The following is a 16,450-nucleotide window of genomic DNA, read 5'->3' on the forward strand; positions in this document are numbered from 1 at the left end:
GGCGGCGCGGGTGGCAGCCCGCAGGGAGTGAAGGTCCGGACACGCTGCGCAACCGGGGGATCCGGGCTGGTCAGCGGCACGCCGGGCCCGCCCCGAAGTGTGTCCGAGGCGTCCGGGCGTGCATTCCGGCTCCACAATCAGTCCACGAAAAATCCTCGTCCCCCCGGTACAACCATCCGTCCGGTGCAGCGGTCTCAATGGCATTGAGTGATCCAGGAGCCGTTCGAGGGACGGGTGTGAACCCCCCACCGAGAACAGGAATATCCAGGAGCGGAGCCGCCGCCCCTGGAGTCGGAGGCCGGGCTCCGTCCTCCGGCGGTACCGCCACGCCGCTCGGCGAACGAGGGGGAACCGTGCCGCAGTCCCAGTCCAGTACATCGATCTCCATGGCCCGCGCCCGGCCGGCACCCCGCATGCGCGCGCTGCCCCTGACCGTCGGGTGGTCGGCGGACCGGCACGGCACCGGCCGGCCCACCGACCGTCCGCACGGCGACCACCTGCACGGCGATCAGCTCGGCGGCGATCTCCTGCACGGCGACCGTCGGCGCGAGGAGCACCGCCACGGCACGCACCTGGACGGCGGGGGCCGTCACCGGGCGGCCGTCGACACGGAACAGCAGGACGCTCGGGGCGAATGGCTGCGGTTCGCCCCCGTCCAGCCGCTGTTCCGGGCCCTGGCCGCCCAACGGCTCGCGGTGCTCGCGTACCACGGGGTGACCGACCACCGCTCGTTCGGCGCCCAGCTCGACCGGCTCCAGCGGCTCGCCACGCCGGTCTCGCTCGGCGCGGTCCTCCAGGCCGTGACCGAACGGCGGCCACTGCCGCCCCGGAGCGTCCTGGTCACCTTCGACGACGCCGACCGGAGCGTCCTCACCCACGCCCTGCCCGCGCTCGACGCCCGGGGCATTCCGGCCACCGCGTTCGTCATCTCGGAGCTCATCGGCACCGAACGACCGTTCTGGTGGCACGAGGCCGACTTCCTCGCCCGGCACGGGGGCCGGGCCCGCTCGCTCGACTGCGGACACCCGTCCCAGCTGCTCCGGCGGCTCAAGGCCATGCCGGACCCGGACCGGCGGCGCAGTCTGCACGAACTGCGGGTCAGCGCCGACCGTCGGCCACCCCGCCAGGAGCAGCTGACCCCGGCCGACCTGCTCGCCCTGCGGGACGGCGGCGTCGCGATCGGCAACCACACCCAGGGGCACCCGTGCCTCGGGCGCTGCGACGACGACACCGTGCGCGCCGAGATCACCGGCGCCCACGAGGCCCTCACCCGATGGCTGGGCGAACCGCCGATCGCCTTCGCCTACCCGGACGGCGGCCACGACGTCCGCGCCGAAACCGTCCTGCAGGAGCTCGGCTACCGACTCGGCTTCCTCTCCGACCACCGCCTGGGCCCCCGGCTCCCCTCCCATCCCCTCCAGATCAGCCGCCTCCAGGTCGACTCCACCACCAGCACCCGCCGCTTCGACACCATCCTCTCCGGCCTCGAACCCGCCTACCGCCGCTGGCGCCGCCAGGCCGTCGCCTAGCAACGAGCGCCATCACGCCGCACAGGAAGTCGGCCGGGTCGACTTCCTGTGCGGCGCGCACCCCGGCAGCCCATCCCCAAAGCAACCAATCACTCGAGCCAATCCCGCACCAAAAGTCGGCCAGGCCGACTTCTCACGTGCCCAGCCAAGTCATTTCGGGCGCCCGGAATGCCACCCCCGCCCCCGCAAAAAGTCCCTCCACCCACTCGACTTCCGACACAAACCCACCCCAGAAGTCGGCCCGCCCGACTTCTGGCTCGCCCCAAGAGGCTTCAGCGAGTGCATGCTCAACGGGCTGGGCGAGCCCGGCCGCCACACAGGAAGTCGGCCCGCCCGACTTCTGGCTCGCCCCGCCACGTTCACACAGAAGCCGCAACGGCCGGCCGCTCGCCACGCGAAGAAGGCGCGGCCGGACCAGGCGCGTCCACTGCGCGAGAAGTCGGCCTGGCCGACTTCTCGCGCGCGCAGGCGGGACCCGGGCTGGCAATCAACCGACTCGGGGCGCGGGCCGTATAGCCGCAGTATCCCAGCGCGGCACCGAAGCTTGATCGGACCAACCTCTTGCACGCCGCCGGGAAGCCCGGAACGCTCGCTGCACGAAAAGTCGGGCCGGCCGACTTTCTGCGCGATTCGAAGCAGCGACTCCGCGAAAAGTCGGCCGGGCCGACTTCCTGTGCACCAGCAAGCCCAGGGCTAGCGACCAACAGACTCCAGGAGCCGGGCTGCCCAGCCGTTGCATCCAGGCATGGCGCAGGAAGTCGACTGGGCCGACTTCCCATGCAAGCAAGCCGGGCACGAGCCCGCATCCGGGGACTCTATGCGCGTAGAGTCCAGGGGCGATTGGCCGCTTGAGTCGGGGGTGGTGCCGCTCGAAGCGGTCGTTGCGCGGGAAGTCGGCCAGACCGACTTCCCGTGCGCCGACTGTCGGCGGGCCGGATCCCATGCCCAGCGGCTCTATGCGCGTAGAGGCCATGGCGACCAGACGCTCACCTTGGGGAGGCGGGGCGGTTCGGGGCAGTCGTTGCACCAGAAGTCGGCCGGGTCGACTTCTCGTGCGACCGACCAGAAGGCCTTCAGGGAGCGAGCTGCGTGGGAAGTCGGCCGGGCCGACTTCTCGCGCGGTCAGCCGATGAGGGTGGCGAGGGCGTTGCCCTGGGGGTAGAGGGCGGCGGCCGGGGGAAGGTGGGCGGGGGTGCCGGCGTGGAGGACGGTGAGGGTGCCGGTGCCGGTGCGGGTGGGGTCGGCGACGCGGCGGATGGCCTGGGCGGCGACGGCGTCGGCCGAGCCGTGCAGGGTGAGCCCCGGGGCAGCGGTCGGGGCGACGGCGGCGCGGATGCGGTCGTCGACGAGTTCGTAGTGGGTGCAGCCGAGCACGATGGCGTCGGTGCCGGCCGGCGTCCGGGCGGCGGCGTCGGCGATGGCGGCAGTGACGGCTTCGTCGTCGCCGTGCTCGACCGCGTCCGCGAGGCCCGGGCAGGCGACCTCGGTGATGTCCGCCGAACCGCCGAAGTCGCGGATCAGCCCGCGCTGGTACGCGCTGCCGGTGGTGGCCGGGGTGGCCCAGATGGCGACCCGGCCGCCCCGCACGGCGGCGGGCTTGATCGCCGGGACGGTGCCGACCACCGGCAGCCCGGGCTCCAGCTCGGCCCGCAGGGTGGCGAGCGCGTGGACGGAGGCGGTGTTGCAGGCGATCACCAGCGCGTCGGGTTCGAGCGCGGCGGCGGCCCGGCAGCAGCCGAGGGCCAGCTCGGTGACCTCTTCCGGCGTACGGGGCCCCCACGGCATCGAGGCCGGGTTGGAAGAGAGCACCAGATCCACGTCCGGGCGCTGCTTCCGAAGGGCGGCGGCGGCGGCCAGCAGGCCGATTCCGGAGTCCATCAGTGCGATCTTCACGGCTCAAGACTCTAGTCGATCCGCCCGTCGGGCCCGGTTCTGCGGCAGACTGCCGGGGTGACCGTCCTGCTGTGGATCGCCGCGTTCTCCCTGCTGGTCTGGCTCTGGCTGGCGTGCTGCCACGGCTCGTTCTGGCGCACCGACGTTCGGTTGCCGCCGCGTCGCCCGCCGGTCCGCTGGCCGCAGGTGGCGGTCGTGGTGCCGGCCCGGGACGAGGCCTCGGTGGTCCCGGTGAGCCTGCCGACGCTGCTGGCGCAGAAGTACCCGGGGCGGGCCCGGGTGATCCTGGTGGACGACCACAGTTCGGACGACACCGGCGCGCTGGCGGCGGAGCTGCGGACGATCGACGGGCTGGAGCTCACCGTCACCACCCCTCCCCCGCTGCCGCCGGGCTGGACCGGCAAGCTGTGGGCGCTGCGGCACGGCGTGGAGCTGGCCGGTCCGGACGCCGAGTACCTGCTGCTGACGGACGCCGACATCGCGCACGGCCCGGATTCGCTGGCCGAGCTGGTGGCTGCCGCCGAGAGCAACGGCCTGGACCTGGTGTCCCAGATGGCCCGGCTGCGGGTGGAGACCGGCTGGGAGCGGCTGATCGTGCCGGCCTTCGTGTACTTCTTCGCCCAGCTGTACCCGTTCCGCCGGAGCAACCGTCCGGGTGCCCGGACCGCGGCCGCGGCCGGCGGCTGTTCGCTGGTGCGGCGGGAGGCGCTGGAGCGGGCGGGCGGGGTGGCGGCGATCCGCGGCGCGGTGATCGACGACGTGTCGCTGGCCCGGGCGGTGAAGTCGACCGGCGGCCGGACCTGGCTGGGTCTGGCCGACGACGTGGACAGCGTGCGTCCGTACCCGCGGCTGGAGCAGCTGTGGCGGATGGTGTCGCGCAGCGCGTACGCCCAGCTCAGGCATTCGCCGGCGCTGCTGCTCGGGACGGTGCTGGGGCTGGCGCTGGTGTACCTGGTGCCGCCGGTGGCGACGGTGGCCGGGCTGGTGGCGGGCTCGCCGGCGGTGGCCGCGGCGGGTGGGGCGGCGTGGGCGCTGATGGCGGGCACGTACCTGCCGATGGTCCGGTACTACGGGCAGCCGGCCGCGGCCGTGCTGCTGCTGCCGTTCACCGCGGGGCTGTACCTGCTGATGACGGTGGACTCGGCCGTACAGCACTGGCGGGGCCGGGGCTCGGCGTGGAAGGGACGGACGTACTCCCGGGCCTGAGAAACCCGCTGCGCGCCGCACCGCCCCGATCCATACTGCTCGGATGGACCGTCAGCAGATCTCCCGCCTCGCCCATGCCCACCACCCGATCGCGGCCCCGCTGGCGGACGGCTCGGTGGCCCGGTTGCTGGACCGTGCCATGGCCGGGACGGAGCAGGGCCGGGCCCTGGACCTGGGCTGCGGCGAGGGCGCCTGGCTGCTCCGGGCGCTGGCCGCCGGCCCGGGCTGGCGGGCGACGGGCGTGGACCTGGACGCGGCGGCGCTGACCCGGGCCCGGGAGTCCGCGGCCGCACTGGGCGTGGCCCGCCGGATCGGCCTGCACCACCTGGACGCACGGGAGTTCACCGCGGAGGAGCCCTTCGACCTGGTGCTGTGCGTCGGCGCCACCCACGCGTTCGGCGGCCTGCTGCCGACGCTCGCCGCGGCCCGCGAACTCCTGGCCCCGGGCGGCCGGTTGCTGGTCGGCGAGGGGTTCTGGCAGCGCGAGCCGTCCGGGGCGGCGCTGGACGGACTGGGCGCGGCACGGGAGGACTTCGCGGATCTCGCGACGACCACCGAGCGGGTCCTCGCGGAGGGCTGGACGCCGGTGTTCGGGCTTGTCAGCACCGAACAGGAGTGGGACGAGTACGAGTTCGCCTGGACGGGCTCGCTGGCCGAGTGGGCGCTGGACCACCCGGACCACCCGGACGCGGCTGCCGCCCGGGAGGCGGCGGACCGGCACCGCACCGGGTGGCTGCACGGCTACCGGGGGACGCTCGGCTTCGTCACCTACCTGCTGCGCCGCGACTGAAGCACGCCGAAGGGCTCTGAACACGCCCGAACCGCCTGAGCCTCCCGCCCCCGAACACCCCGCACCGGTCGGCTACTTCCCGATCCGCGCGAGGAAGTCGTCGATCAGCGGGGCGATTTCGGGCAGATTCTCCTCCAGCGCGAAGTGCCCGGTGTCGAACAGGTGCAGCTCGGCCCCGGGCAGGTCGCGCAGGTAGGCGCGCGCACCGGCCTCGGTGAAGAACGGGTCTCCCACTCCCCAGAGCACCAGCGTGGGCGGCTGGTCGGCGCGCAGCCAGGCCTGCCAGGCGGGGTAGAGCTCGACGTTGGAGAAGTAGTCGAGGGCGAGTTCGACCTGGATGTCCTTGCGGCCGGGCAGGTCGAGGAAGTGCTGGTCGAGCGTCCAGCCGTCGGGGGCGACCAGGCTCGGGTCGCCGGTGCCGCCCTCGTACTGGCCGCGGGTGACGTCCGGGGTGAGGATCGAGCGGGCGGCCTGCTCCGCGCCCGGCACGCCACGCCTGTTCGCGATGAACTCCCTTGCCTGGTCGGAGAGTCCCTCCTCGTAGGCGTTGCCGTTCTGGACCACCAGGCCGGTGATCCACTCCGGGTGCCGGGTGGCCAGGCGCAGGCCGACGGGGGCGCCGAAGTCGAAGACGTACAGCGCGAAGCGGTCCAGGCCGAGGGCGAGGCAGAAGCCCTCGATCACATCGGCGAGGGCGTCGAAGCGGTACGTGAAGGCGTCGGGCGCGGGGCTGTCGCTGTGGCCGAAGCCCGGGTAGTCGGGGGCTATCAGGCGGTAGCGGGTGCCGAGCGCGTCGAGCAGCCGGGCGTACTGGTGGGAGGAGGACGGGAAGCCGTGCAGCAGCAGGAGCACGGGGGCGTCGAGCGGTCCGGTTTCGCGGTAGAAGACGCGCAGGCCGTCGACGTCGACGTGGCGGTGGTGGACGTGAGGGATCATCAGCTCGCTCATGCTAACCATTAAACAGCATGTGAATGGTTAGGCAAGATGCTGTTCGAACAAGACGCCTGCCGGGCAGGGCACATGAGCGAGCTGATCCGCTGTCACCGCGAGGGCCGGAGCACCGGCTCAGTGACCCCGCGCCTGCTCCTGCTGCACCAGGTGGTCGAGCACCTCGGGCATCGCCTCGACCCCGCCGGCCTGGGTCGGCGAGGTGCGGTACTCACCCTGGACGACGACCGTCGGCAGCTCGTTGACGCCGTAGCGGGTGAAGTCGGCGGCGGCCTCCTCGACCGACCGCGTCACCTCGGCGGAGCGGTACGTCTCGCCGAACGCCTTGGCGTCGACGCCCTGCCGCGCGGCCCAGTCGGTGGCGGCGGCCTCGGTGGTGAGGTCGACCCGCTCGGTGTGCACGGCGCGGAAGACGCTGACCTGGAGGCGGTCGACCTGGCCGAGGCGCTCCAGCGTGTAGAAGATCCGGGCGTGGCTCCGTTGCGCGGCCTCGTCCGGACTGCCGGGCCAGACGGCCGGGATGCGGCGCAGCGCGACATCGGCGCGGTGCTTCTCCGCCCAGGCCTGCAGGGGCTGTTCGAGCGCCTGGGAGTGGCTGCAGTCGTACCAGAAGAACTCGACCGCCTCGGTCCGGACGCTCTCACGGACCGGCTGCGGATGGTCGAGCTTGACGAACTGGGCGCCCCCGAACGGGATTTGGTGGGTGATCGCGCCGGCCTGGACGGGGGACGCGGCAATCCCGACGGCGACGGCGAGCAGGACGGTGGACCGCAGCAGCGACTTCGATTTCACACCGGGCAGTGTGCTGGCGGCGGTTCGCTACCGGCCGGTTGCTGCGCACGGGCCGCGCCGGATTCGCCCGGACGGCGTAGCCGGGCTGGGCGCGCGGACGGGCCGGCCACCCGACGGGGTCGGCCCGGCCACCCCGGTCGGCATGGCACCCCTGGCCCGCCTGGCCGCCCCGGTCAGCGGGCGGCCTCCGGACCCGCCGTCCATACCTCGGCGACCAGTTGCTGCCAGGCGTCCACGACGGCGCCCAGCTCGAAGTGCTCCAGCGCGTGCGCCCGGGCCGCCGCGCCGAGGCCCGCCCGGTTGACCGCGAGCACCTTGCCCAGCGCCTCGGCGAGGGCGAGCGGGTCCCCGGGGGCGACCAGCGCGCCGGTGGCGCCGTCCCGGACCACCTCGCGCACCCAGCCGACGTCGGTGGCCACGGCGGGCACCCCGGCCAGCGCCGCCTCGATCAGCGCGCCGGGCACGCCCTCGCTGTCGCTGGTCAGCAGCAGCGCGTCGGCGGCGCGGTAGAGCGGGGCCGGGTCGGGCAGCGGGCCGAGGAAGTGGGCGCGGGCGGCGGCCGGGTGGCGGGCCAGCGACTCGCGCAGCGGTCCGTCCCCGGCGACGGCGAGCCGGACGTCGGGCAGCCGGTCGAGCACGTCGAGGGCCAGGTCGAGCCGCTTCTCCGGGGCTATCGCCCCGATCCAGGCGACCAGCAGCACGTCGGCCGGCAGGCCCAGCGCGTGCCGCGCGGCACGCCGGTCGTCCCGGCCGTCGGCGGGCGGATAGCTCTCGGCGGCACGGGAGTTGGGGATCACGTGCACCTTGCCGTCGGGCAGCCGGAACTGCTCCTCCAGGACGACGCGCGCCTCGTCGGTGAGCGTGGTGACGGCGGCCGCGCGGTGCATCAGCGCGCCGCCGCGCACCCGGCGCAACCGGTTGGCGGTCCAGTAGCGCGGGTGGCCGACCGAGACGTAGACGAAGGGCGTACGGGTCCCGGCCAGGGCGAGGGCGCAGGCGGCCAGGGTGTCCGAGCCGTGGGCGAGCACCACGTCGGCGGCGCGGGACGCGGAGCGCAGCGCCCGCAGGGTGCTCGGGTGCAGCCGGCCGGGGCCCAGCACGGCGGCGGAGCGCAGCCCGGCGGCGGAGCAGTCGACGGCGGACCGGCCGGCGGCCTCGGGGTCCGGGCTCGCGGACCCGGAGCCCGGACCTACGGAATCGGGGCCCCGGCCTGCGGAACCGGGGCCGGTGGAGTCCCGGCCCGCCCCGCCGGGGCCGGAGGGGACGGCCGGGTGCGGGGCGAGGGCGCACAGCGCGGAGGACTGCCCCCGACGGCCCAGTTCCCGGTGGAGGTCACGGGCGAAGTTCTGCGCGCCGCCCCGGCGTGAGTCGCTGATCAGGTGCAGGACACGCGGACGGTTTCCGGCCGGATCGGCCGACAAATGGTCGGGCATGGACCGACCTTGGCACAGTGCTCCGCCCGGTACATCCCCTTCGCGCAACCTGATGGTGGCCCATCCGCCCGCGCTTGTACACCGGATGTGCGCCACGGGGCCGCCGTCGTGCGCCGTACGCGACCGCTGTGCGCCCCGTCTCGCCCCCTGCCGCGCTCCGGTCCACCCTGTCGCGCCGGGTCGGCGCCGCCCCGGACCGGCGTGTGCCGGTGTCACATGCGGCGCCACACGCGGTGCCACAGGGGCGAGTTGGAGCGGTCGACCAACCGACTGGCTCGGCTGTTCGACCGGGGAAAGGCCGGTACGCGGAGCGTCCCCGCCCCGCAGGGCCCACGGACGCGTGGCGCCGCGGCGGTTACCCGATTCGGGTGAACGCGGTTGGACCTCGGCCCGGCCCGCTCGGCAGGATGTCCGGCCTGGGGCGGCACCCGCCGTGCCGCCCCATCTCCCCCTCCCCCGTACGGATTTGGAGTCACCCGGTGTTCAAGGGATTCCGCAGCTTCCTGCTGCGCGGAAACGTGGTGGACCTCGCGGTCGGCATCGTGATCGGCGCTGCCTTCACCGCCGTCGTCACCGGGTTCGTCAGCGCCTTCCTCACCCCGCTGGTCGGCGTCGCGTCCGGCGCCGTCGGCGACTTCACCCAGAAGACCTTCGACGTGGCCGGCACCCGGTTCCCGTACGGCCTCTTCGTCAACGCGGTCATCGGCTTCGTCCTGACCGCCGCCGTCATCTACTTCGCCGTGGTGCTGCCGGTCGGCAAGCTCCAGTCCCGCTTCGAATCGGCCAAGCCCGCGCCGGCCGCGAAGGTGGACTGCCCGGAGTGCCTGAGCAGCATCCCGGCCGCCGCGACCCGGTGCTCCTTCTGCACCTCCGAGATCGGCAAGCCGGCCCTGCCCGCACAGGCCCAGGCCCTGCAGTCGCACTGAGCGCCGACACCCGGACCAGCGACGGGCCGCCGCCTGATCAGCGGCCGGCCATCGGGCCGACGGCCCAGGTCGCGGGCCTGAACCGGGCCCCGGAGAGCTGACGGGAATTTTATTCCCGAAACATTCACGAGCCCCCGTCGCCTGCTCGGCGGGGGCTCGAATGCGCCCGCGCACGCCCTGTCCGGGAAAAGTTTCTCCGCAGGGCCCCCGACCGTCCACCGGCCGGTCACCGCAAGGCCTTCCGGGGCCTCCGTCCGGCTGCCGTTCGACCACTGACGGGGTGCCAAGGTTGTCCGGAACCGGTCGCCGGAATGTCCGTCTTTCCTACTTTCGAAACCTTTGTGCGAGCGAAGACTGTGTAAACACTCGAACTGCTCCCCCTCCCGCTCTCCTCAGCAGGCGCGTTGTGGGCTTACCGTATGCCCCATGACCTCGCCCCGCTCCTACGACGGAGTCGGCTACCCCTCTCCGTCCTACTCCTCCGGCACGCCGATCTACGACAGCCTCGTGGCTGAGCGCGGCGTCCCCCAGATCGCGCCCATCAACGTGCCGGCCGCCCTGCCGCCGGCGCTGTCGTCCGGTTACGGATCCGGCCTCGGCCCGTCCTACGAGAACCGGTACGCCAACGGGTACGAAAGCGCCGGCAGCAACCTCCCCGCGCTGCCGCCCGCCCGCCTCGCCCTGGGCCCCGGCCCGAGCAGCGGCCCCTCCGCCGGCCCCGCCACGGCGTACATCCCCGCGCAGCCCGCGCCGGCGTACGCCGCCCCCCAGCCTCCGGTCCCCGGCTACGGCGCCCCCCAGCCGTACCAGCGACCGCAGCCCGGCACCCCCGCCTTCAGCCAGACCGCCGGAGGCGGCTACCAGCCGACCGGCGGCCAGAGCTTCGGCGGCCAGAACACCTTCATCGGCGCCCAGGGCGGCCAGCAGACCTTCGGCGCGCAGCCGGCCGGCGGACCGGGCGGTTTCGGCCAGGGCCAGCCCGCCGCTCCGCAGGGCTTCGGCGGCCAGCAGTCCTTCGGCGGTCCGGCCGCCGGCGGCCCCGGCTTCCAGGGCCAGGGCGGCGACCAGTCCTTCGGCGGTGCCCAGCTGCGCCCGGCCATGGCGCCGGTCGCGCCGGTCCGCCCGACGCAGCCGCAGCGCCCGGGCCCGTACGGCGAGTCCGGCCAGTTCCAGGGCGGCTACCAGCAGCAGGGCCAGGGCTACTGAGCCGCTGACACCCCGAGGCCGTCCCCCCACGCGGCCCGCACCCGCACCACCTGAGCAGCACCCGGCGCCCCCCGTACGCCGGGCGAACGGAGAAACGGGTCATCCACGGACCGCCCGGAACGCCCCCCACGGCGTCCGGGCGGTCCGTGCGCATTAGAGGGCATTCCCGGCGAACCCCCGCAGGCTGGCAGGATGGAGGAATGCACCTCACCGGACTCCACGTCTACCCCGTCAAGTCGATGTACCGCCTGAGCCCGGACACCGCCGTGGTTCAACCCTGGGGTCTGGCCGGAGACCGTCGCTGGATGCTCGCCGACGCGAACGGACGCTTCGTCAGCCAGCGCGAGGACGCGGCCCTCGCACGGGTGCGGACCGGACTGCTGCCCGACGGCGTCCTCACCCTGACCACCCCCGACGGCTCCCGGATCGAGGTCCCCGCCCCCGCCGTCGCGGCCGGCGACCCGCTCGCCGACGTCGAGGTCTGGGGAACGCGCTTCCGTGCCGCGGAAGCCGACAAGGAGACGCACCGGTGGATCGCCGAACACCTCGGCGACTACCGCCTGGTGCACCTGGACGACCCGCGCGCCCGGCCGGTCGACCCCGAGTACAGCGCGCCCGGCGACAGCGTCTCGATGGCCGACGGCTATCCGCTGCTGCTCACCACCACCGCCTCGCTGGACCGCCTCAACGAGCTGATCGCCGCCGAGAACCCGGACGGCCACGAGACCCTGCCGATGGAGCGCTTCCGTCCGAGCGTGGTGATCGGCGGCACCGAGCCGTGGGCCGAGGACACCTGGCGCCGGATCCGGATCGGCTCGGTCACCTTCAAGGTGGTCAAGCCGTGCGGCCGCTGCATGATCACCACCACCGACCAGGAGACCGGCGAGCGGCGTGGCAAGGAGCCGCTGCGCACCCTGGCCCGGCACCACCGGCTGCTGCGCAAGGCCGCGTTCGGGCAGAACCTGATCCCCGAGCGGCCGGCCGGCGTCGAGGGGGACGAGCTCGGCACGCTGCGGCTGGGCGACGAGCTCGAGGTGCTCGAGGACGGGGCGCACTGGCCCGCCGACGGGCGCTGAGCTCTCGGGCCGGTTCTCCGGGAGAGTGGGCCGCTCCCGCCGACCCTCCGCGCCGGCTGCCGACGGTCGAGTACTGACCACCGACCGTCGGATGCCGGCCGCCGACCGCCCGTGCCGGAGGGCGGGGCGCATCGGCCCGTGGACCGGCGCCGGGCACGCGCCGCACTCCGAAACCGGCGCGCCCGGACGGAACCACCGCTGGGCGCGCTCGTTGAAACAAGTGGTCGGAACCTGTGGCGGCGCTGAGCGCTACCGGTGTCCGCGCGACCGCGGGCGGCCGGACCACCCACGTGGGCGCGCTACGGTGGGCGGACGGCCCGCGCACCCCCGCGCGTTCGGCCCGTTGATCGCCGGCTCGACGAAGGTGGGGACGACAGACCGTCATGGCTGAGCACAGGGTCCGGGTCACCCAGGACAGCGCATCCCGCTGGCGTCGCCGCGCGGGCGAGTACGACACGCTCGCGGAGGCCCTGGCCGCCGCCGAACCGGGCGACACGGTGACCGTCCGCCCGGGCACCTTCCGGGAGAACGTGCTGCTGGACAAGCCGGTGACGATCGTCCCGGCCCAGGGCCCGGGGACGGTCCGGATCGACCCGCCCTCCGGGGTGGCGCTCACCGTGACCGCCGCCGCCACCGTGCGCGACCTGGTGGTCGAGGGCGGCGACAGCACCACCCCGGCCGTGCTGGTCACCGGGCCGGAGGCGACCCCCTCCTTCAGCGGCTGCCGGGTGGAGACCCGCTCGGCCACCGGCATCGAGGTCACCGGCGGTGCCCGGCCGACCCTGCGCGGCTGCGTGGTCACCAACCCGGGCGGGCTCGGGCTGCGGCTGCGCGGCCCGGACACCGCCGCCGCCTTCGAGGACTGCGAGGTCGCCGCCGCCGGCCAGGCCGGACTGGCCGTCCTCGGCGGCGCCACCGCGGCCCTGGACCGCTGCCGCGTCCACCACGCCTCCGGCGCCGGCGTCCTGCTCTCCGACCCCGGCAGCGCCGCCGAGCTGACCGGCTGCGAGATCTACGAGATCCGCGGCAGCGGCGTGCAGGCCGAGGCGCAGGCGGGCGGGCGGCTGGTCGACTGCGAGATCCACCGGGTCACCGGCAACGGTCTCACCCTGGACGGCGAGGCCGAACTGGTGCTCACCGGCTGCCGGGTGCACGACCTGCCCGAGAACGGCGCCGACCTGCGCGGACGCGCCCGGCTGAGCCTCGCCAACAGCACCGTCCGGGACTTCGGGCGCGGGGCGCTGTCGGTCTGGGACCAGGGCACCGAGGCGGTCGCCGAGTCCTGCGAGATCCACGGCTCGACCGGCGAGTACCCGGCGCTCTGGGTCAGCGACGGCGCCCGGCTGACCCTCACCGACTGCTCGCTGCACGACCTGCCGGACGCCCTGTTCGTCCTCGACCGGGACTCCGCCGCCACCGCCGAGGGCTGCTCGTTCAGCCGGATCCGCAGCTCGGCGGTCTCCGTCAGCGGCGGGGCCACCGTCTCCCTGGCCTCCTGCCGGGTGCAGGAGGCGGGCACCGGGCTCTGGTTCCGCGACCACGGCAGCGGCGGACTGCTCACCGACTGCGAGATCTCCGACGTGGCCACCGGCGTGATCGTCACCAAGGGCGCCGACCCGGTGCTGCGCGCCTGCACCGTACGGGCCAGCACGGACGCCGGGGTGTACGTCTCGGCGCAGGGGCGTGGCACCTTCGAGGACTGCCGGGTCTCGCAGGGCAAGGGCTTCGGCTTCCACATCATCGACGGCTGCCGGACCCAGCTCACCCGCTGCCGGGCGGAGCACAACCAGCGGGCCGGGTTCGAGTTCTCCGAGCCGGGGCCGGTCACCGAGGGGTGCATCTCGGACGACGTCGGGGCGGCTCCGGTGCCGTCCGCTCCCGCCCCGCCCGGCGGCGGGGCGGGGCCGGGATCCGCGGGTGGGCGCGGTCCGGGGCTGGGGTCGTCGTACGGATCCACCGACGTGCCCGCGCCGCGGACCGCCCAACTGACCACGGTGGCCCCGCTGTTGGCGTCGGCCGCGGCCGGTTCGGCGGCGATCTCGCCGATCCCGGACTGCCGGCCGGCCGAGGAGGCGCTCGCCGAACTGGACTCGCTGGTCGGGCTGGCCACGGTGAAGCAGGAGGTGCGCACACTGATCGACCTGATCTCGGTCGGCCGGCGCCGCCGCCAGGCCGGGCTCAAGGCGCCCTCGCTGCGCCGCCACCTGGTCTTCACCGGCGCACCCGGCACCGGAAAGACCACCGTCGCCCGGCTGTACGGCGAGATCCTCGCCTCGCTCGGGGTGCTCCAGCGCGGACACCTGGTCGAGGTGGCACGGGTGGACCTGGTCGGCGAGCACATCGGCTCCACCGCGATCCGCACCGCGGCCGCCTTCGACCGGGCGCGCGGCGGGGTGCTCTTCATCGACGAGGCGTACGCGCTCGCACCCGAGGACGGGGCGCGGGACTTCGGGCGCGAGGCGATCGACACCCTGGTCAAGCTGATGGAGGACCACCGGGACGAGGTGGTCGTCATCGTGGCCGGCTACACCGCCGAGATGGAGCGCTTCCTCTCCGCCAACCCCGGTGTCTCCTCCCGTTTCTCACGCACCATCGGCTTCCCCGACTACACGGCGGACGAGCTGCTGGAGATCGCCCGGTCGCAGTGCGCCGAGCACGAGTACGCGCTCTCCGAGGAGACGGAGGAGGCGCTGCTGGAACACTTCGGCGGGATGGAGCGCGGCCCCAACTTCGGCAACGGGCGCACCGCGCGACAGGTCTTCGAGACCATGGTCGAGCGGCACGCGGTACGGATCGCCCACCTCGCGGACCCGTCCACGGAGGAGCTCCAGCTGCTCGTCCCGGCCGACCTGCCCACGGCGCCGCTGCCGTAGGGCCCACTGCGGTAGGGCCGGCGGCCGGGGAACTCGTCGCCGGGGAACTCGTCGGCCGCGCCGGGCCGTTGAGGCGGGCATGGGTGTGCTGTTGACGGGCGCGGCGGGCGGGTTGCTGCTGCCGGCCGGACTGGTCGTGGTGTTCTTCCTCGGTGCGGTGGTGCGGCGGTTCCGCGCCCGGCCGACGGTGGGACCCGACGGTGGGCGCGGCGGCGGGCGCGGCGCGGGGGCGACCGCGACGGAGGAGTTGCACGCGCTGCTCTACCCGAGCAAGCGGGTGCAGCTGGAGCAGCGACGGGTCGAGCTGGTGATGCGGGACGACGAGCACGACGGCGCGCCGAAGCGGACGGGGATCGACCTTGCGGGCGGTCGGGCGGTGATCCGGCGGGTGGCGGGCACCGGCTGACGGCTGACGACGAACAGGCGACAGCGAACAGATAACAGATAACAGACGACAGCTGACAGAGTTTGAAATCTGTCAGCTGTCACCCGTCCGCCGCCCGGCGCGTCAGCCCGTCCAGGCGCCGCCGGCCAGGAAGGACTCCATGGCCGCCCGGTAGGGCGCGATGTCGATCCGCTCGCCCGCCAGCCAGTCGTCCGAGTAGTACTTGTCCAGGTAGCGGTCCCCCGGGTCGCAGATCAGGCCGACCACGCTGCCCGTCCGCCCGTCCGCCCGCATCTCGGCGACGATCCGCAGCGCGCTCCACAGGCCCGTCCCGGTGGAGGCCCCCGCCTTCTTGCCGAGCACCTGCTCCAGCACCCGGACGGCGGCGATCGACGCGGCGTCCGGCACCTTCATCATCCGGTCGATCGCCCCGGGGACGAAGCTCGGCTCCATCCTCGGCCGTCCGATGCCCTCGATCCGCGAGCCGCTCTCGCAGACGGCCTCCGGATCGTGGCGCACCCAGCCGTCGAAGAAGCAGGAGTTCTCCGGGTCCGCGACGCAGATCCGGGTGTCGTACTGCATGTAGTGCACGAACCGGGCGATGGTCGCCGAGGTGCCGCCGGTCCCGGCGGTGGCCACGATCCAGGCCGGCTCGGGGTGCGGCTCCAGGCGCAGCTGGGCGAAGACCGACTCGGCGATGTTGTTGTTGCCGCGCCAGTCGGTGGCCCGCTCGGCGTAGGTGAACTGGTCCATGTAGTGCCCGCCGGTCTCCTCGGCGAGCCGGGCGGAGGCCTCGTACACCTCGTCCGAACGCTCGACCAGGTGACACTCGCCGCCATGGAACTGAATCAGGTCGATCTTGGACTGGCTGGTGCTCTTGGCCATCACGGCGATGAACGGCACGCCGACGAGCTGGGCGAAGTATGCCTCGGAGACGGCGGTGGAGCCGCTGGAGGCCTCGATCACCGGCTTGCCGGGCCGGATCCAGCCGTTGCAGAGCCCGTAGAGGAAGAGCGAGCGGGCCAGGCGGTGCTTGAGCGAGCCGGTCGGGTGGGTGGACTCGTCCTTGAGGTAGAGGTCGATCCCCCACTCCGCGGGCAGCGGGAAGCGCAGCAGATGGGTGTCGGCGGAGCGGTTGGCGTCGGCCTGGACCTTGCGCACCGCCTCCTTGAGCCAGGCGCGGTACTCCGGGTCGGAGCGGTCGACGTCGGCGGTCGGCTCGATGCCGGACTGGGTGCTCATGGTCGCTGTCTCCCTCGTGGTGGCCCCCGATGCTCACTACGAGTGTATGAGAGTCACGATAAGTGACCGTTTTCGAAGAGCCAGCTTCCGCTTATCGCCGTCAGGGCAGATCTGGTCACCGTCGGGGGCGGAACTCATCGACCAGGGCAGA

Annotated in this window: 13 protein-coding genes; 8 read left to right on the forward strand and 5 right to left on the reverse strand. The window is 73.7% G+C overall.

Annotated elements, in window-relative coordinates; genetic code table 11:
- Positions 1 to 413: 413 nt before the first annotated feature.
- A complete protein-coding gene (locus ACWDD9_RS36150; RefSeq protein WP_449813944.1) occupies positions 414 to 1,529 on the forward strand; it encodes a polysaccharide deacetylase family protein in 1,116 nt (371 codons plus the stop codon).
- A 1,122-nt stretch (positions 1,530 to 2,651) separates the two neighbouring features.
- Here ACWDD9_RS36150 and ACWDD9_RS36155 read toward each other — a convergent pair.
- Positions 2,652 to 3,422, reverse strand: coding sequence for a glutamate racemase (locus ACWDD9_RS36155; protein ID WP_375876694.1), 771 nt, complete (start codon positions 3,420 to 3,422; stop codon positions 2,652 to 2,654).
- 57 nt (positions 3,423 to 3,479) lie between these two features.
- Here ACWDD9_RS36155 and ACWDD9_RS36160 point away from each other — a divergent pair, with 57 nt between their 5' ends.
- A complete protein-coding gene (locus tag ACWDD9_RS36160) occupies positions 3,480 to 4,628 on the forward strand; it encodes a glycosyltransferase (protein WP_449813945.1) in 1,149 nt (382 codons plus the stop codon).
- A 43-nt stretch (positions 4,629 to 4,671) separates the two neighbouring features.
- Entirely contained in the window at positions 4,672 to 5,418 is a 747-nt protein-coding gene (locus tag ACWDD9_RS36165) for an SAM-dependent methyltransferase (RefSeq protein WP_388051178.1), read from the forward strand.
- 72 nt (positions 5,419 to 5,490) lie between these two features.
- Here the strand turns inward: ACWDD9_RS36165 and ACWDD9_RS36170 are convergent, their stop codons facing one another.
- From ACWDD9_RS36170 to ACWDD9_RS36180, 3 genes are all read right to left on the reverse strand, one after another.
- Positions 5,491 to 6,366, reverse strand: a complete 876-nt coding sequence (locus tag ACWDD9_RS36170; protein WP_449813946.1) for an alpha/beta fold hydrolase — start codon at positions 6,364 to 6,366, stop codon at positions 5,491 to 5,493.
- 117 nt (positions 6,367 to 6,483) lie between these two features.
- Positions 6,484 to 7,158, reverse strand: a complete 675-nt coding sequence (locus ACWDD9_RS36175) for a thiol:disulfide interchange protein DsbA/DsbL (protein ID WP_181970864.1) — start codon at positions 7,156 to 7,158, stop codon at positions 6,484 to 6,486.
- 173 nt (positions 7,159 to 7,331) lie between these two features.
- On the reverse strand, positions 7,332 to 8,591 hold the full coding sequence (locus ACWDD9_RS36180; RefSeq protein WP_117492460.1) for a glycosyltransferase family 4 protein: 1,260 nt from the start codon (positions 8,589 to 8,591) through the stop codon (positions 7,332 to 7,334).
- A 479-nt stretch (positions 8,592 to 9,070) separates the two neighbouring features.
- On the opposite strand from ACWDD9_RS36180, the gene mscL reads away from it, so the two are divergent.
- The 5 genes from mscL to ACWDD9_RS36205 all read left to right on the forward strand — a co-directional run bounded on the left by mscL (position 9,071) and on the right by ACWDD9_RS36205 (position 15,078).
- A complete protein-coding gene (gene mscL, locus ACWDD9_RS36185; RefSeq protein WP_049650971.1) occupies positions 9,071 to 9,517 on the forward strand; it encodes a large conductance mechanosensitive channel protein MscL in 447 nt (148 codons plus the stop codon).
- A 426-nt stretch (positions 9,518 to 9,943) separates the two neighbouring features.
- Positions 9,944 to 10,723 (forward strand): DUF6643 family protein, encoded by a 780-nt coding sequence (locus ACWDD9_RS36190; RefSeq protein WP_074006368.1) that lies wholly within the window; start codon positions 9,944 to 9,946, stop codon positions 10,721 to 10,723.
- Positions 10,724 to 10,923: 200 nt separating this feature from the next.
- Complete coding sequence (locus tag ACWDD9_RS36195) at positions 10,924 to 11,799, forward strand: MOSC domain-containing protein (protein WP_375876701.1); 876 nt, start codon at positions 10,924 to 10,926, stop codon at positions 11,797 to 11,799.
- Between the two features lie 383 nt (positions 11,800 to 12,182).
- Positions 12,183 to 14,672, forward strand: coding sequence for a right-handed parallel beta-helix repeat-containing protein (locus ACWDD9_RS36200; protein WP_049650969.1), 2,490 nt, complete (start codon positions 12,183 to 12,185; stop codon positions 14,670 to 14,672).
- A 79-nt stretch (positions 14,673 to 14,751) separates the two neighbouring features.
- Positions 14,752 to 15,078 (forward strand): DUF6191 domain-containing protein, encoded by a 327-nt coding sequence (locus ACWDD9_RS36205; protein ID WP_449813947.1) that lies wholly within the window; start codon positions 14,752 to 14,754, stop codon positions 15,076 to 15,078.
- Positions 15,079 to 15,180: 102 nt separating this feature from the next.
- Here ACWDD9_RS36205 and ACWDD9_RS36210 read toward each other — a convergent pair whose 3' ends face one another.
- Positions 15,181 to 16,299 (reverse strand): PLP-dependent cysteine synthase family protein, encoded by a 1,119-nt coding sequence (locus tag ACWDD9_RS36210; RefSeq protein WP_449813948.1) that lies wholly within the window; start codon positions 16,297 to 16,299, stop codon positions 15,181 to 15,183.
- Positions 16,300 to 16,450 lie beyond the last annotated feature (151 nt).

This window comes from Kitasatospora sp. NPDC001119, assembly GCF_053598475.1.